The organism is Limimaricola variabilis (assembly GCF_034371605.1).
Taxonomy (GTDB): domain Bacteria; phylum Pseudomonadota; class Alphaproteobacteria; order Rhodobacterales; family Rhodobacteraceae; genus Limimaricola; species Limimaricola variabilis.
Genome location: NZ_CP139691.1, coordinates 34,087 through 59,494, shown reverse-complemented (window position 1 = coordinate 59,494; position 25,408 = coordinate 34,087). Strand labels below are relative to the sequence as shown.

The window sequence follows — 25,408 nt, the reverse complement described above, 5'->3', positions numbered from 1 at the left end:
AAGCTCCACCACGACGCCAGAATATGGGGCATATGTGCGCCTTTCGCCCCTTCGCGACGGGCCGCAGGTCTATGATCGGCTGATCCTCGCTTTAGGTCGAAGGAACCACGACGCCTAGGCATGATCGACCCAAATTCTTGAATTGATCATACATTACTTTCTCAAATAAAAGATTGCCCCCGAACAGGCACCGAAAGCTGGGCGATATTTGAGTTAGGCCTTTAGTTTAGATTTTTCCCGTTCTGGCATGCAGTAAGGTGGAATATTTCGGAAAATAGGAATGCATCTGCGTAGACGCAGTTCGCAGTCATGAACTTAGGCTTCGACGGTCCGCTAACGTGGCGTCGCTATTGTCCGGGGTTATCAGTCCGAACGTCCTCAGCAAGTCCGTGCAGTAGGGCCGGCATCATCCTACCTTGAGCCTCGTCCTTCAGCGACGAGGACGTTGAAAGGTCATCGGTAGAGGCCAAAGTTTCGAAAGCCGGGGTTTCGGTTTCGGGGTCGAAGTCGTAGGTGATCCCGAGTAGGAGGTGCCGCCTGATCGCTTCCGCTGCTGGGTACAGATGTGCCTGCAGCTGAATGATCGACCGAATAATTGCCGCGTAAATGGGGCCAGCGACCTCAGTGGTTGTCGCCTCTAAATCTCTGAAGAGTACAGATTGCGTCACCGGGTTCTCTTCCCGTGCCATGCCGACACCAGTATAGATTACGATGGCCGCGAGCAGAGCCTTCAGCACCTTGCCACTCCATCGTCGTCGGGCTGTGCCGGAGCCGACTGTGGCCTGCGCGGCGAAGTTCAGGGTTTTAAAGCTGTGCACAAGGGCCCCGAGGATCGAGAACCCGAAAGCGACAAGCGGTACGTAGGCGACGCGGATCGCCTCAATGCCATCGGCATAATGCGCGCCGTCTTCCTTGAATTGCTCGACTCCCGCGAGATACAATGGTTTTCGCTCCGCTACGATTTGCCGGACCCACGCGTCGTAGACTTGGGTCTTGAAGCTTTCGGGAGAGAGGTCCGGTGCAAGGGCAATGGAAGCCGGCATGCCGAGTTCCTCGTGCCAGCGTGCTTGAACTCCAGCCGCGGCAAAAAAGGTGCTTGGTCTAAGATCGTCAGGGAGCGCATGGCCGAACGCCTGCTGCATGGCTTGATTGTAGGGCGGGTCGGCGCGCTGCCTGATCTCCCGTTCGACCGCGTCGAAGAAGCCCTGCTTGTCGGTCAGCCTCCAGTTATAAGGGACAGGCACGCCTTCGGCGCGGAGCTTCGAGCGGACCCTGTCATGCCGCGAGCGGGGCAAGGTCGTGGGGGTCCACCTCCCTAGCCCATTGCGATACTCGCGGTAGAGGCGGCGCTGTTCGTCGGGAATCCAAGCGATCGCTTCACGGTGCCGCGCGGCAGCGTCTAGATAGGCATCATTGTAAGCTGCCTTCAGCGCGTTCATCGTCGGATAATAGGCCTCCGTGAACATTTCGCCTGGCGGGCCCAATGCGCGCTGGGCCTGTCGTTCCAACAATTGGTCAATCGCATCTGCCGTCCGCTCCTCAAGGCGATCGACGCTCAGTGCAAGGGCTGGCAGCAGAGCCAGAAAAGTCTTAGCCTCTGGGCTGCCGCGGTCTACCGCCTCGAAATCTATGCCGTCGAGTACCGCCCGCTCATTCTGGACCGAGGCGGAGACGAGCGTCAGTGTTGAAGCCGCTTGGCGCTGCGCTGGGCTGGAGCCCTGAGATATCCGATCGAGGATTGTCTCCTGCACGACGAAGCTGACGATGCAGCAGGCGGCGGCGCTTAGCGCTAGCGTCGCCAACGACTTGGTTCGGCGAAATGGTGCGTCGAGCGGTATGCGCCGCTGCCACGGAAGGACTGCGGCGGTCCAGACCACAAGTGTGAGAGCAATGCCCGATATGATGCGGCCGGCCCTTTCGATCTGCTCGATCGTGTCAAGGTCGGTGGTTGAGCCGACTACGTCCAACAACCGTGCGGCAAACGCGACTTCGAACATCAAGTAGATGCCGGTGATCGCCATCATGGCGATTACCTCCCGGCGGGAAGGGTACGTAGCGTTTTTCGCTCCCTTGCTGACTTTCAGCTTTTTCAAGCCGAAGCGCAACTTCGCCGATGCGTCCATCACAGTTTCTGTCATGATCCCGATTAGTTCAGTGTGATGCGCACCGGGTCGTCCGGGTTTCCAGGGCCGGTATAGGTCGGCGCGTCATTGATTTGCATCGCGTTAGTTTCGCGAGCCTCTTGCAGTGCCGGGACTGAAGATAGGGCAGGCTGTGCAGGTGCTGTTCGCGGCGATGTCCGGGCCAGCGTGTGGGTTGGTGTCGAGGTCAGGGCGGGAGCCGCCGCCGCCACGCGGGCGACGTTCACGCGCCTTTCAACCACGGCTGCTGGATCCTGCGGCGGAGCGCAAGCCGCGATTCCCAAGGTCACGGGGATGAGCGCGAAGGCGATCCTCATTGCTGTACATCTCCAATATATTACGGGAGAAGTCGCTATAGGCCTACATCCTAATGTGGCAATCCAATCCCGCCGTTTCGACCTTTACGTGCGGAGCTGTTGCAGCAAATCCGCTATTTGGAGACTGGGTGAGTTCGCCAGTCCCCCGCCCCGGTGACCAATACTGGACGATGGGTACTGCCAGAGACTGTGAAACTTGGTCAGCAGCACTCCGAGCAGAGCCCCCCCTCCGGAGAGGGATTCAAAAACTATCTCACAGTGCAAAGCAAACGAGCTCGGGCCGGCGATGTTGCGCGAAGCAGCCTCGGGCATGACTGCTCCCTTTCCCACCTTTCTTCAGCGGACGACTTTGATCTCGGCCCGCCCGAGGGCCAAGAGTGTCCGTCGTGGGCTGCTGCCGGTCCCGCGGACGGCAAGTTAAGGTAGCGAGCACGTCCTCCTCGGCCCCATCCATAAGGGTGGCGGGCTACCCATACGAAAGCTATTCCGGCGCGGATGTCGCGGCTGTCATTCGCCAGCTGGCTTAGGTGCTGCTGTGATCTTGATGACCCATTGCGGCACGTTCGTCACATGAACACGATTCACATCTTCGCGCTCTTGTAACCTATAGTTGTGGAGGCATTCTTGTCGATGGAGCTCGCAGATGTTCTCGCACCATCGCAGCAACCGAATTTCATTTAACTACTTGTGGACGATACATGAAGCTACTCACTACAATCACACTCGGTGTTGCCATTATAGGCGGTGCCGCCCATGCGGTCCCCAGCGGGGAGTATGAGTTCAGGGGCGAAGGTCTCGGCACCGCAACGGTGACCGGCTCAGACTTCAGTATGGGATTCGGCATTTCCGGATGCTCAGGCTCCATCGATGGCACCATCAAGCCGGCCGGAACGAACACCTGGAAAGTTTTCGCGCCCACCTCCAGCGGTGAAACATGCGAGGTTACCATTACACATCAGGGCGATCATTACAGCCTCGCCCCTAGCTATGGCTGCACCTCGTTCAGCGGTGCGTCATGCGGCATGTCAGGGCGCATCACCCCGATCGCTGGCACCCCCATGGCTGAGGCAGCCTCGGATATGAGCGTCCTAGCCGCATCCTTCAGAAGCCAAACTCCCGATTTTCGCAAGCGGATGCAGCAGAACCTCGCCGCTAAAGGCCATTACAGGGGCCCGATCGACGGTGCATATGGACCGGGCACGGAAGGCGCCATTCTCGCGGCAGCTGAGACCGAAAACATCGACTTGGGGAACAACGACGGTATCGCATTGATGCTCGGTAAGCTGATTAGCGGGCAATAGCCTCCGAGAATCCCAGCAGCAGCGGGCCCTTACGAGTTTGTTGCTGCCCCTCACATACCCGTCTACACCCTTTGCATGCTGAGCGTTCCTGCCCGCCAGGGTGGCATTCTGACAACGGCCTAGAGCGATGCGCTCTGTGATGCCTCGCATATGAACCGGCCCCCATAAGGTACTCACCCTCAACTTCTATCGCCGACGGCGATCGTCTTTAGCGAAGACCTCGAAGCGCTCGTCACCAATGGCCAGAATATCGACCGGCCGTGGGTGACCCCGCTCGGCGGCCGTGGTGGCGAAGGCGCTAGCCAGTCGCAGAGCTATCGCGGCGACGAGAACGAGGACATCGGTGGGCAGTCAGCAACTCCCGCGCCCGCCGTTACCCAGTCGCAGGACATCGACGACGAGATTCCGTTCTAAGCCCGCGGAACTTGGCGGGGCCCTTTGGGTTCCGCCTACTTTCACGAACTTTAGCAGTTCAGAACGAACTGCCGCTCCGGGCTGGCGCAGTGCGCGAGAAACTCGGTGGCCTGCCTCCATCGGGTGATCCGGCTTCAGTCTTAGTGCATGACGGGCTTCAGAGCCACTTTTGGTGCGTTCGGCGGGGGTGATCCACCTTCGTTTTGGTGCCATTGTACGGCCTCTGGCGCGGGTGGACGATAGCCCAGAGACGAGTGGGGCCGCGCGGTATTGTAATGGACGCGCCATGCTTCGATCACCACACGTGCCTCGTGGAGCGAGTAGAATATCTCGCCATCCAGAAGCTCGTCGCGCAGCTTCGAATTGAAGCTCTCGCAGTAGCCGTTCTACCATGGACTGCCGGGCTCGATGAACGCCGTTTTCGCACCGACGGCATCAATCCAGTCCCGGACGGATTTTGCGATAAATTCCGGGCTATTATCTGATCGAACATGGCTGGGCACACCTCGTAGAATGAAGAGATCGGTCAAGACGTCGACCACGGCGGTCGAGTTAAGCTTCCGGTCGATCCGGATCGCCAGGCACTCCCGGGTGAACTCGTCGACGACGTTGAGCATGCGAAACTTCCTCCCGTCATGGGTCCGGCTCTCGACGAAATCGTAGGACCAGACATGGTTTGGCCGCTCAGGTCGCAGACGGATGCACGACCCGTCGCCCAGCCAAAGCCGACCTTTCTTCGGTTGCTTCCGCGGAACCTTCAGCCCCTCCCGCCGCCAGATCCGCTCGACGCGCTTCACGTTCACTGCCCATCCAGCCTCCCGGAGGAGCGCGGTGATGCGACGGTAGCCGTAGCGGCCAAACTGGCCGGCGAGCGCGATGATGTCCGTAGTCAGCGCATCGTCATCGGCCCGTCCGCGCGGCGTCTTCCGCTGGGTCGAGCGGTGCTGCTCGAGCACGCGACAGGCAAACCGCTCCGAGACACCGAGCTTTTGCCGGACGTGGTCGATACAGGCACGGCGGCGGGCGGGGCTTAGAAGTTTCCCGAGGCCGCCTCCTTCAGGATCAGCTTCTCGAGCATCAGGTCGGAGACGGCCTTGCGCAGCCGCTCGTTCTCCTCAAGCTCCTTCAAGCGCTTCACCTGATTGGTCTTCAATCCACCGAACTCCTTGCGCCACCGGTAATACGTGAACTGCGTCACGCCGATGGTGCGCACAGCTTCGGACACCGTCCGGCCTTGAGACACCAGGACGTCGACCTGCCGGAGCTTCACGACGATCTCTTCCGGCTTGTGCTTCTTCTAGGGCATTCTTGCACCCTCCAACTGGCTCGAAAGCCTACTCCAGGGAGGACCACTTTTCAGGGGGCAGGCCAAAACCATCCGTGCCGCTTTGGTTGCCTCCGCCGCGAAGGTCGAAGACGAACCCCAGTCGGATGGCGCGCTCCTGCTGCGCGATATCGCAGCAATCTTCACAACCCCGCGTGGCGAGCGGATTAACAGCTCTGACTTGTGCGACACTCTCTGCGCACTGGAAGACAGCCCGTGGGGTGAGTGGCGCGGCAACAAACCGATCAGCACCCGCGGCGTCGCACAGTTGCTGAAGCCGTTCGGTATCAAGCCCATTCGGGACCGTGCCGGCAGCTTCTACCGGATGCACGACTTCGACGACGCGTTCGCCAGGTATCTTACCGCTGAGACCTGAACTGACCGCCACAAGTGCCACGCCAGCTGAAAACAAAGCCTTCAACAGAAGGCCGAACGGGGGCGGTGGCACTTGTGGTAGTTGTGGCAGTCTCCGGCAGCCCTCCACTTCGCAAAGAAAAGCCGAAAGGCAGCAGCTGACCTATCCAAATCGGGTGGGCCAGTTAGTCGGAAACAGATCACTAGTTCGAGTTGAACCGCGAAACCGCTGAGGCGAACCTAAATGTTGCTCGGAGCAATGAGGAAGTGTGAGACAGGCGACCTTTGCTGGATGGCGCGAAGGCCGCCCATCGGGCGGCCTTCATGATAATGAGGGTACTGACTGCATCGATCGATAGAGCGCTCTGCTCACAGGAGATGGCAGAGCGCCGAACTAGAACAGCAGACTTGGCAAAGCCATACTGATGGCGGGAATGTAAGACAGCAGCATCAGTGCCAACAGCATCAACAAGATCGTCGGCAAGGTAGCGCGGAAGACCTCGCCTAAGCTCATCTTCGCAACTCCCATGGCGACGAAGAGGTTGAGCCCCACTGGCGGGGTCAGCATCCCGACCGAGAGGTTCACCAACATGATCACGCCAAAATGGATCGGGTCCACGCCGAACTGCTGGGCGATCGGCATCATTAGCGGGCCGAGGATGATGATGGCTGAGGCGCTGTCGAGAAAGCAGCCTGCCAGCAGCAGGATCACGTTAAACAGCGCAATCACAAGGAATGGGTTGTCTGTGCTCGACAGCACATAGGCCGCAAGATCGCCGGGCGCGCCGGTCGAGGCCAGCAGCCACGAGAAGGCCGAGGCGCCCGCCGTAATCAGCAGCAGCGGGCCGGAGATCAGCCCGGTGCTGCGCAGCACTTTGAAGGTCTCGGGCAGGGAGATGCTGCGATAGACCACTGCGCCGACGAACCAGCCATAGAGACAGGCAGCAGCGGCGCTCTCGGTGGGGGTGAACACGCCCGAATAGATGCCGCCCAGGAGGATCACCGGAAGGCCCAGCCCCCAGGCGGCGCGGCGCAGCGCCGCAAGGATGCTGCTCACCGAGGGGTAGGCATCACGCGGGTAACCCTTGCGCGCCGAGTACCAAGTCGCGAAGCCGACCAGCAGCCCGCCAATCAGCAGCGCCGGCAGCAAGCCCGCAGCGAAGAGCTGGCCTACCGAGGTGCCGGTGACCGAGCCGTAGATGATCAGCGCGATCGAGGGTGGCACGATCGGGCCAAGCGTACCGGCCGTGGCGATCAGGCCGATGGAGAAGCGCCGGTCGTAGCCCGCCTCGACCATCGCGGGGAACAGGATCGAGCCGATCGCGATCACCGTGGCCGGGCTCGAGCCCGAGATCGAACCAAACATTAGGCATGCCACTACTGCCGCTGCCGCGAGCCCGCCGGGCAGCCAGCCGATCAGCGCACGGGCCAGACCGATGAGCCGTTCGGACAGGCCGCCAATCCGCATCAGCTCGGCGGCGAGGATGAAGAAGGGAATGGACATGAGCGAGAAGTTGTTCATGCCCGAGAACATGCGCATCGGTACGAGGACGGGATCCATGTCGCCCCAGAAGTAGAAGACGGCCGCCACGGCAAGCGCCAGCGCGGCGAAGATCGGCAGGCCGAAGATCAGCAGGCCGAAGAAGACAGGAACGAGAGCGCCAACCATGTCGGACCTCAGCTGGTTTTGATGTCGGCCTGCGGCGGCTCGTAGACGCGGCCGCCTACGAGATCCCGAAGGACCAGCAGGTAGCGCAGCATCATGAAGGCGCCGGCGGAGGGAATGACGGCGTAGATGTAGCCGACGGGGATGCGCATGGCCGGCGACAGCTGGCCCATGCGCGAGGTGTTGAGCACCAGCTTCCCGCCATACCAGACCAGCATGGCGGCAAAGACCAGACCGAGGCAGGCCGCCCCGATCTGGAGGATCTTGCCGGTCCGGGGACCCGCGAAGGCATAGACCGCCTCGACGCTGATATGAGAGGCGTAGCGAACCCCCATACCCATGGTCAGGAAGCTCATGGTGATGAGCGAGTAGAGGATCAGCTCCTCCGACCAGAAAAGCGAGTGGTTGAACACGTAGCGCGCTATGACCTGCAGGATAGCGACGAGCGTGGCGACGAGGACAAGTCCCGTGACGAGGACGCCCTCGATCCAGTCAACGATGCGATTGAGCCAGACGATCATGCTAACGGGTCCCAGATCTGGTCATTCGCCCTTGGCCGCCACGAGCGCCTTGTCCATCAGCGCATCCGAAATCTTGGGGCGGAACTCCTCGTAGATCGGCTGCGAGGCCTCGATAAAGGCGGCGCGGCCCTCCTCGGACAGCTCGATGATCGCGATCTCGTCCGCGATGTCCTCGAGGATGCGCGCCTCGTCCTGAACGGTGAATTCGCGCGCCGCGTCGCGGCCCGTAATCATCGCCTCCTCGACCACCGTCTTAAGATCGTCGGGCAGGCTGTTCCACGCCTGCAGGTTCATCACCGCTGCATAGGTGTGATAGGCGTGGTTGGTGAGCGTCATGTAGTCCTGCACCTCGTAAAACTTCATCGAGGCGATGTTGGCCAGCGGGTTCTCCTGCCCCTCGACAACACCCTGCTGGAGGCCGTTATAGACCTCGACGTAGGCCATCGCAGTCGGGTTGGCGCCATAGGTGCGGTAGGTGGAGAGGATCGTCGGCGCCTGCAGCGTGCGCATCTTAATGCCCTCGAGATCCTCGGGGCCGGCGATCGGGCGGATGTTGTTGGTCATGTTGCGGAAGCCCGCGCCCCACATGGCAATGCCGTGTAGGTTGTTGGCCTCCAGCGTGGCGAGCAGCTCGGTGCCGACCTCGCCATCGAGAACGCGCTTCATCGCCTCGTTGCCTTCCATTAGGAAGGGCAGGTCGAACAGGTACATCTGCTCGTTGAAGTTGGCGAGATTGCCGGTCGGCGGGATCGCGATATCGACCAGCCCCATCTGGGTCTGCTCGATTATCTCGACATCGCCGCCGAGCTGCGCGGCGGGGCGGATGCTGATCTCGATCCGGCCGTCGGAGTTCTTCTCGACCTCTTCCTTGAACACCACCGCGGCGCGCGCGTTGGGAGTGTCCTCGGTCAGCACGTGGGCGAAGGTGAACTCGAACTCCGCCGCCGCGGCCGCGGAGCCCAGCAGGGCGCCCGCCGTGGCCAGCGAGATGGTAAGGGTGCGATAGGACATGTCGTCTCCTGTTGGTTTGTTTTGTTGTTACTTGGTGGTCTTCGGGTGTCAGAGCGGCGGCAGCCCGAGCAGGTCGGGGGCCGCCCCCAGCACCGCCTCGGCCCCGAGGCCCGCGGCGAGCAGCCGCTCCTCCTCGTGGGGCGGGGCGATGATCTGCAGGCCGGTGGGAATGCCGTTGCCGTCCAGCCCGGTCGGAAGCGTCAGGGCGCACCAGCCCAGAAGATTGACGATGGCGGTGTTGCGCAGCGCCATCATGTTGGTCTGCCGGTAGGTCTCGGGATCTTCGAGATCGGCCAGCAGCGGCGCCGAGATCGGGATGGTCGGGGTGACCATCAGGTCGATGCTCTCGAAGACCTGCGCGGCCGCGCGGCCGCTTTCAGCGAGGATCTCGCGCCGCTGCAGGTAATCGGCAGCGGTGATCTCGCATGCCTGGTCGACCCGCACCCGAACCGCCGGGTCAAGCCGCGCGATCCGCTCGGGGAAATGCCCCTCGAGAAAGCTGCGCAGCTCGGGCGCCCCGAGGCCGCCCCGACGGAAGATGTCGAGCACGCGGTCGAGATGCGGCAGCTCCACCTCCATCAGCCGTGCCCCGGCCCGCTCCAGCCGGGCGATGGCGGCGCGGGTGATCTCGGCGATGACCGGGTCGATATCGTCCCAGACGAGATTGGTGACGATGCCGATCCGCAGCCCGCCGGGCGCGCGGGGCGCGACGCGCTCGCGCCCTTCGACCGCGGCAAAGAGATAGGCCAGGTCCGCGATCGTACGGGCCAGCAGGCCGGGCGTATCCATCGAGGGCGAGAGCGGTACGATCCCGTCGCTCGACCAGCGGCCATGGGTGGTCTTGAGCGCGGTCTGGCCGGTGAAGGAGGCGGGGATGCGCACCGATCCGGCGGTGTCGGTGCCGAGCGCCGCGAGCGCGCTGCCCTGGGCGAGGGACACACCCGCGCCAGAGCTCGATCCGCCCGCCGCGCGCGGCGCGCCTGGCGTGGACCACGGGTTCACCGGCGCCCTCCAATGCGAATTGGTGCCCAGGCCCCCGAAGGCGAATTCCACGGTATGGGTCTTGCCGGTTACGAGGCAGAGCTGGTCAAGGAGGCACCGCACGAGCGGCCCGGCCCGGCGCCATTTCTCCGGAAACTCGGTATCCGTCCCGGCAAAGACCGGCAGGCCCGGCACGCCGTAGAGATCCTTGACCGAGACCGGCAGCCCCATCATCGGGCCCAGATCAGCGCCGGTGGCGATGAGCGTGTCGATGGCGCCCGCCTGCCGGGTGGCGCGGTCGCCGGCCCAGCATTTGTAGGCGTTCAGGCGATCCTCCGTGGCGTCATGGCGTGCCGTGGCCTCGGCCATGAGCCCGGCGGCGCTCAGCGTGCCGTCGCGCAAGCCGCGGGCGATATGTTGGAGCGAAGCCCGGAGCACCTGTAGTCACCTCCTGCGGTTGATCTGGTGCCTCACCCTTATGCAGAGCTTTCCGTAACGCTACTGCCCTTTGCGATGCCTCGATGCGCAAGTGGTGGCGGAGACGTTGTTCTCGTGATCCGTTATCTGTATGAAACGAAATAATAAAACATACGAACTGCAGTTTTTGCCGGGGCTGGCCGTTGCCGGTTCGGCAAAGCCCCGTTGCCGCCTGTGCGCTCGTGGTCGATCCTGAAATGCCTAATTTGGCACCGCAGACAAAGCAAAGCGCATTGGAGACCGACTCTTGGCACATGACACCGAACGCCGGCTGAACGAACTGGGCATCATCCTGCCCCGGCGGCCGAAACCGATCGGCAACTACGTCCCCGGCGTGGTGGTGGGCAACATGCTCTACACCTCCGGCACGCTGGGCACCCGGCCGGACGAGAACGACAATGACGTACTGCCCTATGTCGGGCGGGTCGGCTCGGATCTCACGATCGAGGAGGGCTATGCATCGGCGCGGCTGATGGCGATCAACCACCTCGCCATGATGAAGGCGGTGCTCGGCGATCTCGACCGGGTGAAGCGCATTGTGAAGATGATCGGCTACGTGTCATGCGCGCCGGATTTTTACGAGCCGCACAAGGTGCTCAACGGGGTCTCTGACCTGTTCGTCGCGCTATGGGGCGAAGAGAACGGCTGCCATGCCCGCGCGGCGCTAACTCAGCACGTGCTAGGGCTGAACGCCCCGGTCGAGGCCGACATCACGATCGAGCTTCACGCCTGATCGGCACGCAGGCGGGCGAGAAGCTTGGCATCCGACGTCTCGCCTTCCGAGAAGACCGAAAGGATCGAGGCGATAAAGGCCTCGCAGGCGGGGGAGCGATGCTGCCCCCGCCGCACCACTGCATAGATGAAGCGATGCTCGAAATCGCTGCAATCGAGGTTCAGTGGCACCAACTGGCCGAGCGTGACCTCGCGCATCACCGCCTGCAAAGGCAGGTAGACGAGCGCATTGTTGCGGATCGCGTGCCGGATCAGGAAATGAAACTGGTCGGCGACCACGATTGGGCGCGGCGTCACGCCGATCTTGGCGAAGGCGCGGTTAAGCAGGTGATGGATGCCGAAACCTGAGTCCGGCATGACGTAGGGCTCCTGCGCAAGATCGCCGAGCCGGAGCCGCCGCCCATCCGCCAGCGGATGCTTGGGCGGCGTAAGCGCCAGAAGCGGCTGGCGCCATTGCCCGACCGTCTCGATCCCCTCATGGGTATAGTGGTCATAGACGAAGCCGATCTGCGACAGGTGCTGCTCAACAGCCTCGAGCACCCGCTCGCGCCCCCGAATCCGCACACGGAACTCGACGCCCGGATGCCGGGCGCGGAACCCGGTGATATGCGCCGACAGGAACGGATCGGTGATCCCCTCGACCGTGGCGATCGAGACGGTCCCGGCCTTGAGATCGTGCAGGTCGGCGATATCGCCCTTGGCCACCTCAATGCGGTTGAAGACAACGGCTAGATGCTCGACCAGAACCCGGCCCGCCTCGGTCAGCTCAACGCCCTCGGCCCGGCGTTCCAGAAGCTGTCCGCCGAACTCATGCTCGAGCTTGACGATCTGCCGGCTAATTGCCGAGGGCGAGACGTGCAACCGCTCGGCCGCGAGGCGGATGGACTTGAACCTGGCCACTTGCAGAAAATATTGGCCGGCTGTCAGATTGATCATGTCATGCGCGTATCTTAAGCGAATAGCCCCACGTCTCTTAGAGGCTTTCGTGCCTCAGTTACTCTTGCCGCGCGGAGTTGATAGGCAACAGCATCCCTTTGGGCAATGTTGCAGAAACTAGGTTCAAGTCGCATTTTTCCCTTTCTCGTGTCAACGGCGGACTAAGAACCGGCCACGCGGCGGCGCAAAACCAGGCCAGTGGCGCGGCGGCAAGCGCCATGCCGCGCGCGCTTGCCCCATAGCTGGCGAGTGGCATGGCACACTGGCCCGCAGGGCCAATTCATCCGATGAGGATCAGGTGGGGACTACGGCCTTTCGAGCCCGGCTTTGACCGAGCCGGTAGCTGTCGCCATTCATCTTGAGGACATTGACGTGGTGGGTCAGCCTGTCGAGCAGTGCGTCGGTCAGGCGTTCGGTGCCGAAGGTTTCAGTCCACTCATCGAAGGGCAGGTTGCTGGTGATCGTCGTCGAGCCGCGCTCATAGCGCTGCGAGATCACCTCGAACAGGAGCTCGGCGCCGGTCTTCGACAAGGGAACGAAGCCCAGCTCGTCGAGGATGAGCAGCTTGGCGGTGGCCAGCTGCTTTTGCAGGCGGAGCAGGCGGCGCTCGTCGCGGGCTTCCATCAGTTCGCTGACCAGCGCTGCGGCCGTGATGAAGCTGACCGAGAGCCCTTTCTGGCGGGCGGCCAGCCCCAGCCCGAGGGCGACATGGGTCTTCCTGCCGTTCTGAAAACAGTGGGGGCGGTAGCGCCCCAGCCCATGCCATGAATGCTGAAAAACTGGCCCTCTAATTCCACTGGATATGCCAGACAGCATCCGCTTCGACAAAAGCCTCTACCCGCGCCATAAATATTAGATCACGCTCCGCATCAGGAGCGTGGTGCAGATCGTTGCGCGCCGTGTCGCGATGATTTTCCGTATAGGGCACCCCTTACGCACGGCCATCGGGACCTCTCCCTATACTGCGTAGATGAGATAAACCAATCTGCGCAAGACAGAATAGATATATCATAATATCAATCTATTACCTAAAGAAACCCGAGAGCAATCCGGTAACTCGCACATTACTAAAAACGAAGGCAAAAATGAGAAGCCAAGAAGCTATAGCAATTATAGCAAAAACTACAATGTAAACCTCATATACACTAAAAATGTTAGCAGACAAGAAAATAGAAATCATACCCGCTTATCCACGAGAAAAAGCAGCTAATAGACCAAGACTCTGATTTAGCTTAGCTTTTCCGCCATATCGCCGCATTTTGCGCGATTTTCCAGGTTTCTTCTTCGCCGAACACCCGCCGGGCCAACATTGCTCGGTTGGCGGAACGAGCGGAGAGCCCTGATGATCACCGAACTGAAGTCGATCCCTGACATCTGGAAGCGGATGCCGAGCGAGATGCACGCGCGACGCTTCCTGGAGGGTATCATATGGTCGACCGGCAGGCACTGTCCGCATTGCGGGTCGGCGACCTCGTCGGCGCTGCGCGGAAGGACCTGCCGACCGGGGCTCTACCAGTGCCGAGACTGCCGTCTCCAATTCACGGTCACCACGCTCACCCCGATGCACGGCACCAAGCTCGACTTGCGTATCTGGATCTGCGCGATGTTCCTGGTGCTCACATCGAGCAAGGGCATATCCTCGGTCGTGATGGCACGGCTGCTCGGCGTGAACCAGAAGACCGCGTGGAAGATGGGGCACGCCATCAGGGAAATGATGGACGACCGGAACGCCGAGCTGCTGCCGCTGGAGGACATCGTCGAGGTGGACGAGGCGTATGTCGGGGGAGCCCCTAAATCCCTGTCAGAGGCCTATAATCCACGCGGCAAGGGCACTGGGAAGCCGATGATCTTCGTGGCGGCCTCTCGCGATGGGCAGACACGCGCCAGGGTCGTTTCCGATGACAAAAGGGCGACGCTCGAGCCGGTTCTCCTGGAGTGGATCGACCCCGAGACGACGAACCTGATGACCGATGGAAGCAAGAGCTACCGGGGTCTGGGACAGACGATGGCCGACCACCAGTATGTGATCCACAGCCAGAAAGAGTATGCCAACCCGGAGACCGGCGCCCACGTGAACACGGCTGAGGCAGTGATCTCCCAGGTGCAGCGCGCTTTGGTCGGGGTCTACCACAACCTCGGTCGACAGCACCTCCAGCGATACCTCGACGAGATTGTCTGGCGGTGGAACCATCGCGACCCGGTCCGGGAAGTGGTCAAGCAATGGACTACGAAGGCCGGCATCGACCGGGAGAAATCGACGACAATCTGGAAGCCGATCCCTGTGGCCGACCAGATGCGCGTCTTGCTTCAGGGGGCGGTCGGAAAGCAGATCCGCCGCTCGAAGGAATACGGGCTATACTGGCCGTAGCCTGAAGTGCGCATCCCTCCACGGTCCGAACTCGTAGGCTCATCTCACCAGCAGGATCGGCACCTTACAGGTGCGGATCATCTCGAGGCTCGTCGAGCCCACGAAGAGCGACCGCAGACGGGAATGCCCCGAGGCCCCCATGACGAGATGATCGACCCCGGCCTCGTCGATGAGCTTGCCGAGGGCCTCCTCCGGCTGGCCGGGAAGGATGCCCGTCTCCGCCTCGAGCCCGGCGGCCAGGAGCAGAGCCTTCGCGTCCTCAATCCCTTTCTTCGTCGCCTCCGTTTCGGACCCGACCGTGACGATCCTGATCCCGAGCCCCGCATAGAGCGGAGAGCGCGCCACGTAATCGACCGCACGCATGGCGCTCGCGCTGCCGTCGTAGGCGATGAGCACCTTGCCGATCGGGCGGAATGCCCGGGACGCGATGAACAGAGGCTTCGACGCGGCACGGACCACGCGCTCCAGGTTCGAGCCGAGGTGCCCCTTTGCAAAGTCGGCGGCCTCGCCGCGTTTGCCGATCAGGATCATCTCGGCACCGCCTTCCTTCTCGGAGATCGCCTCGATCAGATCCCCGTGGCGCAGGTGCTCCGTCGCACGGACACTCGCGTCGTCGAGAAGCGCCTTTGCGTCCTCGAGGATGGCACGGCCGCGCGTAAGGGCCAGTTTCGCGCGCTGCTCATCGAGACTGGACAGCTCCTCCAGTAGGGCGCTGCGTGCGCCGAGGGAGATTGCGCCGGAGAGGTCCGATCCCGCGCCACTCTCGCGCCGACCGAGCACGTGCATCAGCTCGACCGCATAGTCGCCGCATCCGGCGATCCATGCGGCGTGGTCGCAGACGCTCCTCGAGTAGGCGGAGCCGTCTACCAGGGCGATAATCTTCTTGGTCATGACGTCTCCTCCCTCAATGCGCCATCAGCTTGTCCATCGCGCCGGGCTTGTCGTGCACGGCAAGCCTGTCGACGATGGTTTCGGACGCTTCATTCATGCCGACGATCTCGACTTCAGAGCCATCCCTGCGGAACTTGAGCACGGCCATGTCGAGGGCAGCAACTGAGGAGATGTCCCAGATATGCGCGCGGCTCACGTCGATCACCACGCGGTCAGCGGCCTCCTTGAAGTCGAAGGCGTCCATGAAATCCTCCGCCGAGGCGAAGAAGAGCTGCCCCTCGACATGGTAGGTCCGCACGCGCCCGTCCTCAGACAGGGACGAGGAGACCCGGAACAGCTGCGCAATCTTGCCCGCGAAGAACAGACCCGACAGCAGCACGCCGACGAGCACGCCGATGGCGAGGTTGTGGGTGTAGACCACGACCGCCACCGTCGCGAGCATGACGATGGACGAAGACCGAGGGTGCGTCTTCAGCTGTTTGATCGAGGACCAGGAGAAGGTGCCGATCGAGACCATAATCATGATTGCCACGAGCGCGGCCATCGGAATCTGCGCCACGAGTTCGCCAAGCGGGACCACCATCAAGAGCAAGAAGACACCGGCCGCGAAGCACGAGAGCCGTCCGCGGCCGCCGGATTTGATGTTGATCATCGACTGCCCGATCATCGCGCAGCCGGCCATGCCGCCGATAAAGCCCGTCGCCGTGTTGGCGAGGCCCTGGCCGATACACTCCTGGTTCCGGTCCGACCCCGTGTCCGTCAGATCGTCGACGATATTCTCGGTCATCATGCTCTCGAGCAGCCCGACGACGGCCACCGCCGCCGAATAGGGTAGTATGATCGCGAGCGTCTCGAGATTGAGCGGAATGTCTGGGATCAGGAAGACCGGCAGCGTGTCGGGCAGCGCGCCCATGTCGCCGACGGTGCGGACGTCCCAGCCCATGACCATCACCACTGCCGTCAGGAGGATGATCGTCACCAGCGGCGAGGGCACGGCCCGAGTGAGATAGGGAAAGAGGTAGATAATCCCGAGGCCGGCCGCGACCAGCGGATAAGTGAGCCAAGGCACCCCCGTCAGTTCCGGGATCTGCGCCATGAAGATCAGAATGGCGAGCGCGTTGACGAAACCCGTCATCACCGAGCGCGAGACAAAGCGCATCAGGTGCCCCAGCCGCGCGAAACCGGCAGCGATCTGGAGAAGGCCGGCGAGCACCGTGGTCGCCAAGAGGTATTCGAGGCCGTGGTCGGCGACGAGTGTCACCATCAGCACAGCCGTGGCGGCTGTCGCAGCCGAGATCATGCCCGGCCGGCCGCCGGCGATGGCAGTGACGACGGCAATGGAGAACGAGGCGTAGAGACCCACCTGGGGGTCCACGCCGGCAATGATCGAGAAGGCAATCGCTTCGGGAATGAGGGCGAGCGCGACGACGATGCCGGAGAGCAGATCGCCGCGCACGTTACCGAGCCATTGGCGTCGGTAGGCGTCGAGGTTCATGTTTAAGTGTTCCGTTCCTGTCCGGTTCGGCGGCTATGCCGCACCGGTCATCTTTGCAGATAATCTTGGTTGGCCCGGCGGATCGGCGGCCGGGAGAGCCACCCAGGGATCGCACCCCGGGTCCAGATGATTGGATCGCAGATAGCGGGTGGCCTCCCAGAGTGCAACCAGATCAACCCACTCGGGATCATACGGAGAAGAGGCCGACAAGGATCGCGGCTGCCTTCAAGGGCGCGCGCAAAGGCACGCACGGCAGCGCGAATGGTCTCCGTTTTCGAGAGGACTTATTCTGGATTTCACGGATTTGGTGATCTGCTTTCTTTGGTGGATAAGCGGGAAATCATATTAACAAACATTCTTGCGCTTGAATTTCTAAATTCAGACGAACTGCCGATACCCCTGAGATATACATATTTCTTGATATCGTAAGCTACAGAAAGCAGCAGTATTGCAACAAATGAAAATAGAACTATAGTGCTATCCTGAAGAAAAATAGAAAATACGGAAACAAGTAAAAATACTACATTGGCATAACGTAAATACTTTGAATCACGATTCCACAGGCCAATGCCATTTCTTTTTATGAGAAAAGCATTTATCAACAGTGACACGATCACTATCGGGAAACCTACGGTAATAAGCATTTCAGCTCCATGATTTAAATGGAATCTTCATGATGAAGCGAAAGACGATCTTCATGAACTGGTTGCTGCTAGATACTCATAACTAGGGATTGTGGTAAACATCCTTTCATCCCTTCGCTAAAAATACTTAGGTGAGCCAGGTTCAGCGGCTGTCCCGATGTGCGATAGGGGACCTGCACCGCGATCCGCGCCTGCCGGCGGCACAGCGTCGAATAGTCCGGAACCAGCCAATCAAGCCCCGCCATCTGGATCAGGCTCTCGACCAGCCCGACCGTCTGCCGAAGGGGCAGACCGGAGAGCACTTTCAGGGTGAGGCATGTCTGGATCGCAGCGTCCGAGAAGGTCTCGGTTCGGCCACGCTTGCCGGTCTTGTCGGCGTGCCAGACCATCTCGGGATCGAACCAAACCGACAGCGAACCGTGCTTATGCAGCGCCGCGTTGTAGTCGGTCCAGTTCGTCGTGCGGTAGCGGGTCGGGGAAGGCTTCGGCATGCCCTCGAGCTAACCGTGAGAGCCCGCTTAGTGAGTCCTCTTGACCGATATATGCAACAGCGCCAGCAATACTGGAGGATTTCTTTCCATTTTCAGGAGAAACACTAACCCACCTTTGCCCCGCCAGTAATATCTCTCCGCTTTTCTCGCCGATAACTATCGCTCATAACTCTCGGCCATCGTATTCCGTACCTTTTGCCCTGCCCGACTTTCAAGGGCGCTCACAATTCTCAGCAGCTCCTCACTCCTAGCCTTTGCATCTCGCCCATAGTGAGCCCGTCGATGGCAGTTTGGGCATAGGGCAATCATGAACCTGGGGTCGTCTGGGCCACCGTCGGTCATGCGCCGGATATGGTGCGCTTCGAGGTAGGGTCGCCCTCTCGCCGTCAGGAATGGCGCTGCATCGTTACATCCTTCACATCGTCCAGAGGCACGTGCGAATAGGTACATCTTAATGGCGGCAGCCCGCTCAAAGATTGTTGCCAGTTTTTGCCCGCGCTTTGGCTCTGCTTTCGCAGCTGTCAGAGCCAATCTTCCTAACTCATCAAGTGATCGACCGGCTTCGTCGCCAAGGACGGCGTCGGGCGCTTCTTGGATCTGCTCCAGTGGACGAAGCTCAAATACAATTGCATTTCGCATACTGCCTTCTGTATCAGGAGCTTGCTCAAGGTGATGCCCCTCGCATACGAGTTGCCCTTCAAAACGAAGGCCTTCTCGCGTCTTGCGAAAGAGGAGTAGATCTTTCCCATTCCCTGAATGGGCAAGGTTTGCGCGGTTTCCCCGGACCATAGTCATATCGCCAACTTGGCCCCCGCCGAAATATTCGAAAACGCCATCAGCACGATACCGGTCGCTGCATCCGTGCGCGTGGCCCGCTTCCCGGTGATGATGATGACTAAGTTATGATCTCTTGGGGTAACAATCCCTCCCTGCTGCTGACCTCCGTAGCGCGCATGAATGTTCGCTCGCCGATTATTGGTTCGACCCCTCTCAAATCCCCACGACACCGCTGTTCCCTCGAAGCTAGCCTCACAACTCAAGACTGTCTCGCTGACGCATCTCATGCAACTGCAAGCAACAGCGCGAGATAAGGAAGAACCACTTCCCTCCAAGAATGCTAGCGGGCGGCCGAAATGTCTGGTGACGATAACGCTGGCGCGAAACGCGTAACTAGTCAGTAGCTAGGCAGATACGCGGTATACAGACCGGCATACAGAATGAAACCCGTGAACTCAAAGAACTTGATATACTTGCAAGTTTTTCGGGAAAGTGGCGGAGACGAAGGGATTCGAACCCTCGAGACGGTTTCCCGCCTGCACCCTTAGCAGGGGTGTGCCTTCGACCACTCGGCCACGTCTCCGCCGGTGTGTCTATGCGGCGGGCCGGGTGAAAACAAGGGCGAAATCCGGGGCATCGAAGAAATCTGCCGCGCCGTCAGGCGCAGACCAGATGCGCGTCGCGCAGCACTGCTTCGCCACGCCAGCGATAGAGGCAGGGCGTGTCGGGATGATCGAGACAGGCGACGTTGTCCTCCTCGAGGCGCGGCGGGCCCTGCATCTTGTAATGGCCGCACAGCACCGGCGGCGCCCCGGCGGGATAGAAGGCCAGATTCGGTCTCTCGGGCAAGGGCGCGTCCGGAAGCTCGCCCGGATCGGGGACCGAGAGCGCGGCCTCGCGCCACGTTGTGGCCGCATGGCGCCACCAAGCGAGGCGCACCCTGCGGCGGTGATCGCCGTGGCTGTCGCTGAACCCCCTGCCCTCCGGCAAGGTCAGCTCCGGCCCGGTCACCAGCATGTGCACGGCGCGGCCGAAGCGGGTCGAGCGGGCCGCGATTTCGGGAAGGTCTTCGATGCGCAGGCGGCCGTCCGGGCGGCGCGCGGCCACTGTCTCGATCGCCGGCGCGCTCCAGCAGGCATGGACGAGGCGTAGCCCCTCCAGTTCGCGCCAGAGCGGCAGCGTCAGGAACCATTCGGTCCAGCCCAGCGCCTCCGGCGTCATGATCCCGAAATCCGCCACGAAGCTGCGATGCCCGGCCATGTTGCACGGCGTGTGGCGGCGTAGCGCCGCGCCGTCGACGCCGAGACGGTGAAACAGGATGGCGTTGAGTTCATGGTTGCCCATCACCGCCACGGCCCGACCGGAGTCGACCAGATCCCGCACGCGCTCCAGCACGGCACGGTCCGAGACTGCGGCCTGCCCAGACAGCGCATCGATGAAATCGCCGAGAAAGGCGATCCGTGCCCCGGCGTTCACCGCGGCGAGGCTGCGCTCGAGGCGGCCGGGATCGGCATGCAGGTCGGGGATCACGTCGAAGGCGGTCATGCGCCCGGACCTAGCGGAACCGCGCTGGCGGACAACCTGTCGCAGGTTGCGCGCCTTGTCGGAACGGGGATGGAACATTAGCTGAACGCCATGACAGCGCAAAGCCTCGAGCGCAAGCTCGCCATCCTCTCGGACGCCGCTCGTTACGACGCTTCCTGCGCGTCGTCGGGGACGTCGAAGCGTAACTCCAAGGACGGGAAGGGTCTCGGTTCGACCGAAGGCTCGGGCATCTGCCATGCCTATGCGCCTGACGGTCGCTGCATCAGCCTGCTCAAGATCCTGATGACGAATTTCTGCATCTTCGACTGCGCCTATTGCGTGAACCGGGTGTCGTCCAACACCGAGCGCGCGCGCTTCAGCGTCGATGAGGTGGTGAAGCTGACGCTGGAGTTCTACCGGCGCAACTACATCGAGGGGCTGTTCCTGTCCTCGGGCATCATCCAGAGTCCGGACAAGACCATGGAGGACATGGTCCGGATCGCCAAGAAACTGCGCCTCGAAGAGAACTTCCGCGGCTACATCCATCTCAAGACCATTCCCGAGGCGAGCGAGGAGCTGATCGAACAGGCGGGGCTCTATGCCGACCGGGTCTCGATCAATGTCGAGATGCCGACCGATGCGAGCGTGACGCAATACGCGCCCGAGAAGAAGCCCGACACGATCCGCCGTGCGATGGCCGGGGTGCGGATGCGCAAGGAGGCCGCGAAGGACAAAAGCCACACCGGCAAACGGCCGCCGCGCTTCGCGCCTGCGGGTCAGTCGACCCAAATGATCATCGGCGCCGACGGGTCGAACGACGCGACGATCCTCGGCCAGTCGACCCGGCTCTATTCCTCCTACGGGCTCAAGCGGGTCTATTATTCGGCCTTCTCGCCGATCCCCGATGCCACGGCCAAGCTGCCGCTGATCAAGCCGCCCTTGATGCGCGAGCACCGGCTCTATCAAGCCGATTGGCTGATGCGGTTCTACGGCTTCAATGCGGGCGAGATCACTGCCGGGACGGATGGCAATCTCGACCTCGCGATCGATCCCAAGCTCGCTTGGGCGCTGCGCAATCGTCACGCCTTTCCGGTCGATCCGATGCGCGCCGATCGCGAGGCGCTGCTGCGGGTGCCGGGCTTCGGGGCCAAGACCGTGGGCCGGATCATCGCGGCGCGGCGGCATCGTCGGCTGCGCTGGGACGATCTTGTGCGGATGGGGGCCAACATGAAGAACGCCCGGCCCTTCGTGACGCTCGCGGACTGGACGCCCGGCGCGATGCTGGACGCGCCGGACCTCGCGGCGCGCTTCGCACCGCAGCCGGAACAGCTATCGCTGTTCTGACGTTTCGGGCCCATGCCGCACGTCGCCCTGCCCCATACCGGAACCGACAAGGCCTGGCGCGATGCCGCGCGGGGGCTGATTGCGCGGCGCGTGCCGCCGGACGAGGTGACGTGGAGCCGGGGCGCGGCCGAAGAGGACCTCTTCGCACAGGCGCCGGAACAGGTCGCGCAGACGCGCGCCACCCTCAAGGTGCCGCGCGATTTCGTGTCGCTGGCGGGCTCGGCGGTCTGGCATCGTGATCCCGAACGCTTTGCTCGGCTCTACGCGATGCTGTGGCGGCTGAGATCGGAGAAGGGGCTGATGGAAGATCGCGGCGACGCCGATCTCGCCAAGCTGCGCTCCATGGAAAAGGCCGTGCATCGCGACCGGCACAAGATGACCGCCTTCGTGCGGTTTCGCGAGATCGGCGCGCGCGATCTGCCCCGCCGCCGATTTGCCGCGTGGTTCGAGCCGACGCATTTCACGCTCGAGCCGACCGCGCCGTTCTTCGCGCGCCGCTTCGCGGACATGGACTGGATGATCGCCACGCCGGACCTGACGGCGCTGTTCGAGGAGGGGCGGCTCGACTTCGCCGAGGGGCAGCCGAAACCGGACATTCCGGACGATGCGACGGAAGAACTCTGGGGCACCTATTTCCGCAATATCTTTAACCCCGCCCGGCTCAAGGTCGGGGCGATGATGTCGGAGATGCCAAAGAAATACTGGAAGAACCTGCCCGAGGCGCGGCACATCCCCGAGATGATCGCGACGGCGGGCGCGCGGGCCGAGGCGATGCAGGCCGCCGCTCCCACCCTGCCGCCGCTGCGTGCGGCCAAGATCACGGAGCGGCTCTCTGCTCCGAGCATTCTGCGGCCGATGGCCGATGATCTCGATCAGCTTCGCGCGGAAGAGAACGCCTGCACCCGCTGTCCGCTCTACGAGAACGCGACGCAGGCGGTGCCGGGCGAGGGTCCACGCGATGCCGAGCTGATGGTCGTGGGCGAGCAGCCCGGCGACCAGGAGGACCTGGCAGGTCGGCCCTTCGTCGGACCCGCAGGCCAGCTCTTCGACCGGCTGGCAAAGGAAGCGGGGATCGACCGGTCGCGCGCCTTCGTCACCAATGCGGTGAAGCACTTCAAATTCACGCCGCGCGGCAAGCGACGGATCCACCAGAACCCCAACACCGGCGAGATCAAGGCCTGCCGGGTTTGGGTCCAGTCAGAGATCGAGATCGTGAAGCCCCGGCTGATCCTGTCGATGGGCGGCACGGCTGCCGAGAGCCTGACCGGCTCGCGCAAGGGGATCCTGTCGCGACGCGGCACCTTAGAGGCCACGGAGAACGGCGTGCCGGTCTTCCTGACGGTCCACCCCTCATACCTGCTGCGACTGCCCGACCCGGCGCTGCGCGACGAGGAAACCGACAAGTTCCGCGCCGACCTGAGATCGGCCCAAGCCCATCTCGAGGAGCTGCGCGCCTCCTAGTCGAGATCGAGCCGCATCGTCGCCATGCCGTCGCGTTGGCTCAGCTCCTCGTATCCGGCAGAGAGGTAGAGGTTGCGAGCGGGGCCGTTGTCGGTCTCGACCTTGAGGGTGATCGACAGCGCCTCGAGTTCGCGCCCGGCCTGCTCGATCAGCCGCGCCAGCTCGGCCCCGGCACCGCCGCGCGCCGCCTCTTCGAGAAATACGTAGGTGAGGTGCCGCACCTCCGGGCCGATGCCGACGCGCATTGCGAAGAAGCCGATCTCCCGCCCCTGCCCGTCCAGCACGTAGAAGGATTCGTCGTGCAAATCGCCGAGCCACTTCTCCTGCCATTCGAGCGGATCGAAGGGGTGGCCGGCGGACGGGTTGACCAGACGCAGGTCGTTTTCGTCGGTCAGCAGGCGCGCAAGCGGGGCGAGGTCGCGCTCGCGATTGCGGCGGAGGGACAGGTTGGGCATCGGACTTTTCCCTTTCTCGGCAGCGAAAAAGGGTCTGACTGCCCGATTCGGGGGGCGCGGCGCAACCGATGCGCCGTGCCCCCTCACAGGTCAGGTATTGAAAAGGAAGTGCATCACGTCGCCGTCCTTGACGAGATATCCCTTACCCTCGGCGCGCATCTTGCCCGCCTCCTTGGCCGCGCTCTCGCCGCCGAGGCTGACATAGTCGTCATAGGCGATGGTTTCGGCGCGGATGAAGCCGCGCTCGAAATCGCCATGGATGACGCCTGCCGCCTGCGGTGCCAGCGTGCCCTGCCGGATGGTCCAGGCGCGTGCCTCCTTGGGGCCCACGGTGAAGTAGGTCTCGAGATGCAGCAACTCGTAGCCCGCGCGGATTAGCCGGTCGAGGCCGGCTTCCTCGAGGCCCATCTCCTCGAGGAACATCGCCTGTTCCTCGGCGTCGAGCTGGCTGATCTCCTCCTCGATGCGGGCGGAGATCACGACATGGGCGTTGCCCTCGGCGGCGGCCATCTCGGCCACCTTGGCGGAATGCTCGTTGCCCGAGGCGGCCGAGGCCTCCTCGACGTTGCAGACATAGAGCACCGGCTTGGCGGTAATCAGCTGCAGCATCTTCCAGGCCTTGGCGTCCTCGTCGGCCACCTCGACCATGCGGGCGGGCTTGCCGTCCGAGAGCATCGCGTGGGCGGCCTTGAGCAGCCGCTCCTGGTCGACGGCTTCCTTGTCGCCACCGCGCACCTTGCGGGTGATGTTCTGAAGCCGCTTCTCGACCGACTCCAGATCGGCGAGCATCAGCTCGGTCTCGATCACCTGCGCGTCGGCCACCGGATCGACCCGGCCGTCGACATGCACCACATCGCCGTCTTCGAAGCAGCGCAGCACATGCGCAATCGCGTCGGTCTCGCGGATGTTGGCGAGGAACTGGTTGCCGAGGCCCTCGCCCTTGGACGCGCCCTTCACCAGACCGGCAATGTCGACGAAGGTCATCCGGGTCGGGATGATCTGCTTCGACTTGGCGATCTCGGCCAGCTTGTCGAGCCGCGGATCGGGCACGGCCACGTCGCCGACATTCGGCTCGATCGTGCAGAACGGAAAGTTCGCGGCCTGGGCCGCAGCGGTGCGCGTCAGCGCGTTGAACAGGGTGGATTTGCCGACATTCGGCAGCCCCACGATCCCCATGCGAAAGCCCATGTCACGCCTCCTATCAGCACATCGCGGCGGTCCTATCCGCACGGGGGCCGCCGCGCAAGCCAAGCCTTGGTCCCGGCCCGGCCCGCATGCCATGCTCGGGGCCAGTGACAGGAGAGCTTTCATGACCCCGATTCCCTACCTCACCTTCCACGGCAACTGCCTCGAGGCGCTCGAGACCTATCGCCGGATCTTCGACGCGCCCGAGCCCAATGTGATGACCTTCGGCGAGGCGCCGCAGGACGTGCGCGACAGCATGCCCGAGACCAGCCCGCAGGCGGTGCTGCACGCGGCGCTGAAGATCGGCGATGGCTGGATCTACGGCTCGGACGACATCATGGGCGGCACGCCGCGCATGGCCGGCTGCTCGGTGACGGTGGACCTCCCCGACGAGGCGCGCGCCCGCGCCGTCTTCGATGCACTGGCCGATCATGGCGAGGTGCACATGGCCTTTTCGCCGACCTTCTGGAGCCCCGGCTTCGGAATGCTGACCGACCGCTTCGGCATCCGCTGGATGATCGGGGTCGAGACGCCGATGGAGGGCTGAGGCCCCATTGATTTCCGCCCCCCTTTGGCCCACACCGCGAAGGGATCGGCC

The 25,408-nt window shown here is 62.5% G+C and carries 21 protein-coding genes, 1 tRNA gene, 3 pseudogenes and 1 other annotated feature; of the genes and pseudogenes, 8 read left to right on the top strand and 17 right to left on the bottom strand.

The features are described 5' to 3' along the window. Positions 1–347: 347 nt before the first annotated feature. A complete protein-coding gene (locus T8T21_RS00300; protein ID WP_322336333.1) occupies positions 348–2,138 on the bottom strand; it encodes a hypothetical protein in 1,791 nt (596 codons plus the stop codon). A 1,018-nt stretch (positions 2,139–3,156) separates the two neighbouring features. On the opposite strand from T8T21_RS00300, the gene T8T21_RS00295 reads away from it, so the two are divergent. Continuing rightward, positions 3,157–3,759 (top strand): peptidoglycan-binding domain-containing protein, encoded by a 603-nt coding sequence (locus T8T21_RS00295; RefSeq protein ID WP_322336332.1) that lies wholly within the window; start codon positions 3,157–3,159, stop codon positions 3,757–3,759. Positions 3,760–4,023: 264 nt separating this feature from the next. Then, positions 4,024–4,173 (top strand): hypothetical protein, encoded by a 150-nt coding sequence (locus T8T21_RS00290; RefSeq protein WP_322336331.1) that lies wholly within the window; start codon positions 4,024–4,026, stop codon positions 4,171–4,173. 140 nt (positions 4,174–4,313) lie between these two features. On the opposite strand, the pseudogene T8T21_RS00285 reads toward T8T21_RS00290, so the two are convergent. Then, positions 4,314–5,449: pseudogene (locus tag T8T21_RS00285) on the bottom strand (IS3 family transposase). Between the two features lie 28 nt (positions 5,450–5,477). Here T8T21_RS00285 and T8T21_RS00280 point away from each other — a divergent pair. Further along, the gene (locus T8T21_RS00280) at positions 5,478–5,873 is read left to right on the top strand and encodes a DUF3631 domain-containing protein (protein ID WP_407660139.1); all 396 of its coding nucleotides are present in this window, start codon (positions 5,478–5,480) and stop codon (positions 5,871–5,873) included. A 372-nt stretch (positions 5,874–6,245) separates the two neighbouring features. Here T8T21_RS00280 and T8T21_RS00275 read toward each other — a convergent pair whose 3' ends face one another. From T8T21_RS00275 to T8T21_RS00260, 4 genes are read right to left on the bottom strand one after another with little or no spacing between them, the layout of a single operon-like run. Next, positions 6,246–7,520, bottom strand: a complete 1,275-nt coding sequence (locus T8T21_RS00275; protein WP_322336329.1) for a TRAP transporter large permease — start codon at positions 7,518–7,520, stop codon at positions 6,246–6,248. Between the two features lie 8 nt (positions 7,521–7,528). Beyond that, positions 7,529–8,038 carry a TRAP transporter small permease gene (locus T8T21_RS00270; RefSeq protein WP_322336328.1) on the bottom strand — a complete coding sequence of 170 codons (510 nt, stop codon included), beginning with the start codon at positions 8,036–8,038 and terminating at the stop codon, positions 7,529–7,531. Positions 8,039–8,059: 21 nt separating this feature from the next. After that, positions 8,060–9,049 (bottom strand): TRAP transporter substrate-binding protein, encoded by a 990-nt coding sequence (locus T8T21_RS00265; protein ID WP_322336327.1) that lies wholly within the window; start codon positions 9,047–9,049, stop codon positions 8,060–8,062. Between the two features lie 48 nt (positions 9,050–9,097). Then, positions 9,098–10,468, bottom strand: coding sequence for an amidase (locus tag T8T21_RS00260; protein ID WP_322336326.1), 1,371 nt, complete (start codon positions 10,466–10,468; stop codon positions 9,098–9,100). 286 nt (positions 10,469–10,754) lie between these two features. On the opposite strand from T8T21_RS00260, the gene T8T21_RS00255 reads away from it, so the two are divergent. Next, positions 10,755–11,240 carry a RidA family protein gene (locus tag T8T21_RS00255; protein WP_322336325.1) on the top strand — a complete coding sequence of 162 codons (486 nt, stop codon included), beginning with the start codon at positions 10,755–10,757 and terminating at the stop codon, positions 11,238–11,240. Here the strand turns inward: T8T21_RS00255 and T8T21_RS00250 are convergent. Then, positions 11,231–12,175, bottom strand: a complete 945-nt coding sequence (locus tag T8T21_RS00250) for a LysR family transcriptional regulator (RefSeq protein ID WP_322336324.1) — start codon at positions 12,173–12,175, stop codon at positions 11,231–11,233. The two genes, T8T21_RS00255 and T8T21_RS00250, sit on opposite strands and share 10 nt — an antisense overlap. Positions 12,176–12,469: 294 nt before the next feature. Then, positions 12,470–12,892, bottom strand: a pseudogene (locus T8T21_RS00245) (ATP-binding protein); the annotation flags it as partial. Positions 12,893–13,517: 625 nt separating this feature from the next. On the opposite strand from T8T21_RS00245, the gene T8T21_RS00240 reads away from it, so the two are divergent. Further along, entirely contained in the window at positions 13,518–14,543 is a 1,026-nt protein-coding gene (locus T8T21_RS00240) for an IS1595 family transposase (RefSeq protein WP_322336323.1), read from the top strand. A gap of 39 nt (positions 14,544–14,582) precedes the next feature. Here T8T21_RS00240 and T8T21_RS00235 read toward each other — a convergent pair whose 3' ends face one another. The 7 genes and pseudogenes from T8T21_RS00235 to T8T21_RS00210 all read right to left on the bottom strand — a co-directional run bounded on the left by T8T21_RS00235 (position 14,583) and on the right by T8T21_RS00210 (position 20,386). After that, positions 14,583–15,434: a universal stress protein gene (locus T8T21_RS00235; RefSeq protein ID WP_322336322.1), complete on the bottom strand. Its 852-nt coding sequence runs from the start codon at positions 15,432–15,434 to the stop codon at positions 14,583–14,585. A 13-nt stretch (positions 15,435–15,447) separates the two neighbouring features. Beyond that, positions 15,448–16,929 (bottom strand): SulP family inorganic anion transporter, encoded by a 1,482-nt coding sequence (locus tag T8T21_RS00230; protein WP_322336321.1) that lies wholly within the window; start codon positions 16,927–16,929, stop codon positions 15,448–15,450. Positions 16,930–16,997: 68 nt separating this feature from the next. Beyond that, positions 16,998–17,056, bottom strand: a sequence feature (sul1 is cis-regulatory element that is thought to sense ions involved in sulfur or methionine metabolism; They are found in Alphaproteobacteria). 169 nt (positions 17,057–17,225) lie between these two features. Beyond that, positions 17,226–17,573, bottom strand: a complete 348-nt coding sequence (locus T8T21_RS00225) for a hypothetical protein (protein WP_322336320.1) — start codon at positions 17,571–17,573, stop codon at positions 17,226–17,228. Between the two features lie 104 nt (positions 17,574–17,677). Continuing rightward, positions 17,678–18,064: pseudogene (locus tag T8T21_RS00220) on the bottom strand (transposase); the annotation flags it as partial. Between the two features lie 156 nt (positions 18,065–18,220). Further along, positions 18,221–18,514 carry an HNH endonuclease gene (locus T8T21_RS20815; RefSeq protein ID WP_407660138.1) on the bottom strand — a complete coding sequence of 98 codons (294 nt, stop codon included), beginning with the start codon at positions 18,512–18,514 and terminating at the stop codon, positions 18,221–18,223. An 820-nt stretch (positions 18,515–19,334) separates the two neighbouring features. Continuing rightward, positions 19,335–19,424 (bottom strand) — tRNA-Ser (locus T8T21_RS00215). Between the two features lie 74 nt (positions 19,425–19,498). Further along, the gene (locus tag T8T21_RS00210; RefSeq protein ID WP_322336319.1) at positions 19,499–20,386 is read right to left on the bottom strand and encodes a metallophosphoesterase; all 888 of its coding nucleotides are present in this window, start codon (positions 20,384–20,386) and stop codon (positions 19,499–19,501) included. A 90-nt stretch (positions 20,387–20,476) separates the two neighbouring features. Here T8T21_RS00210 and T8T21_RS00205 point away from each other — a divergent pair, with 90 nt between their 5' ends. Together T8T21_RS00205 and T8T21_RS00200 are read left to right on the top strand one after the other, a co-directional pair. Next, positions 20,477–21,709 carry a putative DNA modification/repair radical SAM protein gene (locus T8T21_RS00205; RefSeq protein ID WP_322336318.1) on the top strand — a complete coding sequence of 411 codons (1,233 nt, stop codon included), beginning with the start codon at positions 20,477–20,479 and terminating at the stop codon, positions 21,707–21,709. A 12-nt stretch (positions 21,710–21,721) separates the two neighbouring features. Beyond that, positions 21,722–23,170 carry a UdgX family uracil-DNA binding protein gene (locus T8T21_RS00200; RefSeq protein WP_322336317.1) on the top strand — a complete coding sequence of 483 codons (1,449 nt, stop codon included), beginning with the start codon at positions 21,722–21,724 and terminating at the stop codon, positions 23,168–23,170. Here T8T21_RS00200 and T8T21_RS00195 read toward each other — a convergent pair. Together T8T21_RS00195 and ychF are read right to left on the bottom strand one after the other, a co-directional pair. Next, on the bottom strand, positions 23,167–23,625 hold the full coding sequence (locus tag T8T21_RS00195) for a GNAT family N-acetyltransferase (RefSeq protein WP_322336316.1): 459 nt from the start codon (positions 23,623–23,625) through the stop codon (positions 23,167–23,169). The two genes, T8T21_RS00200 and T8T21_RS00195, sit on opposite strands and share 4 nt — an antisense overlap. 90 nt (positions 23,626–23,715) lie before the next feature. Then, positions 23,716–24,813: a redox-regulated ATPase YchF gene (gene ychF, locus T8T21_RS00190; RefSeq protein WP_322336315.1), complete on the bottom strand. Its 1,098-nt coding sequence runs from the start codon at positions 24,811–24,813 to the stop codon at positions 23,716–23,718. Between the two features lie 121 nt (positions 24,814–24,934). On the opposite strand from ychF, the gene T8T21_RS00185 reads away from it, so the two are divergent. Next, positions 24,935–25,357: a VOC family protein gene (locus tag T8T21_RS00185; protein WP_322336314.1), complete on the top strand. Its 423-nt coding sequence runs from the start codon at positions 24,935–24,937 to the stop codon at positions 25,355–25,357. Positions 25,358–25,408 lie beyond the last annotated feature (51 nt).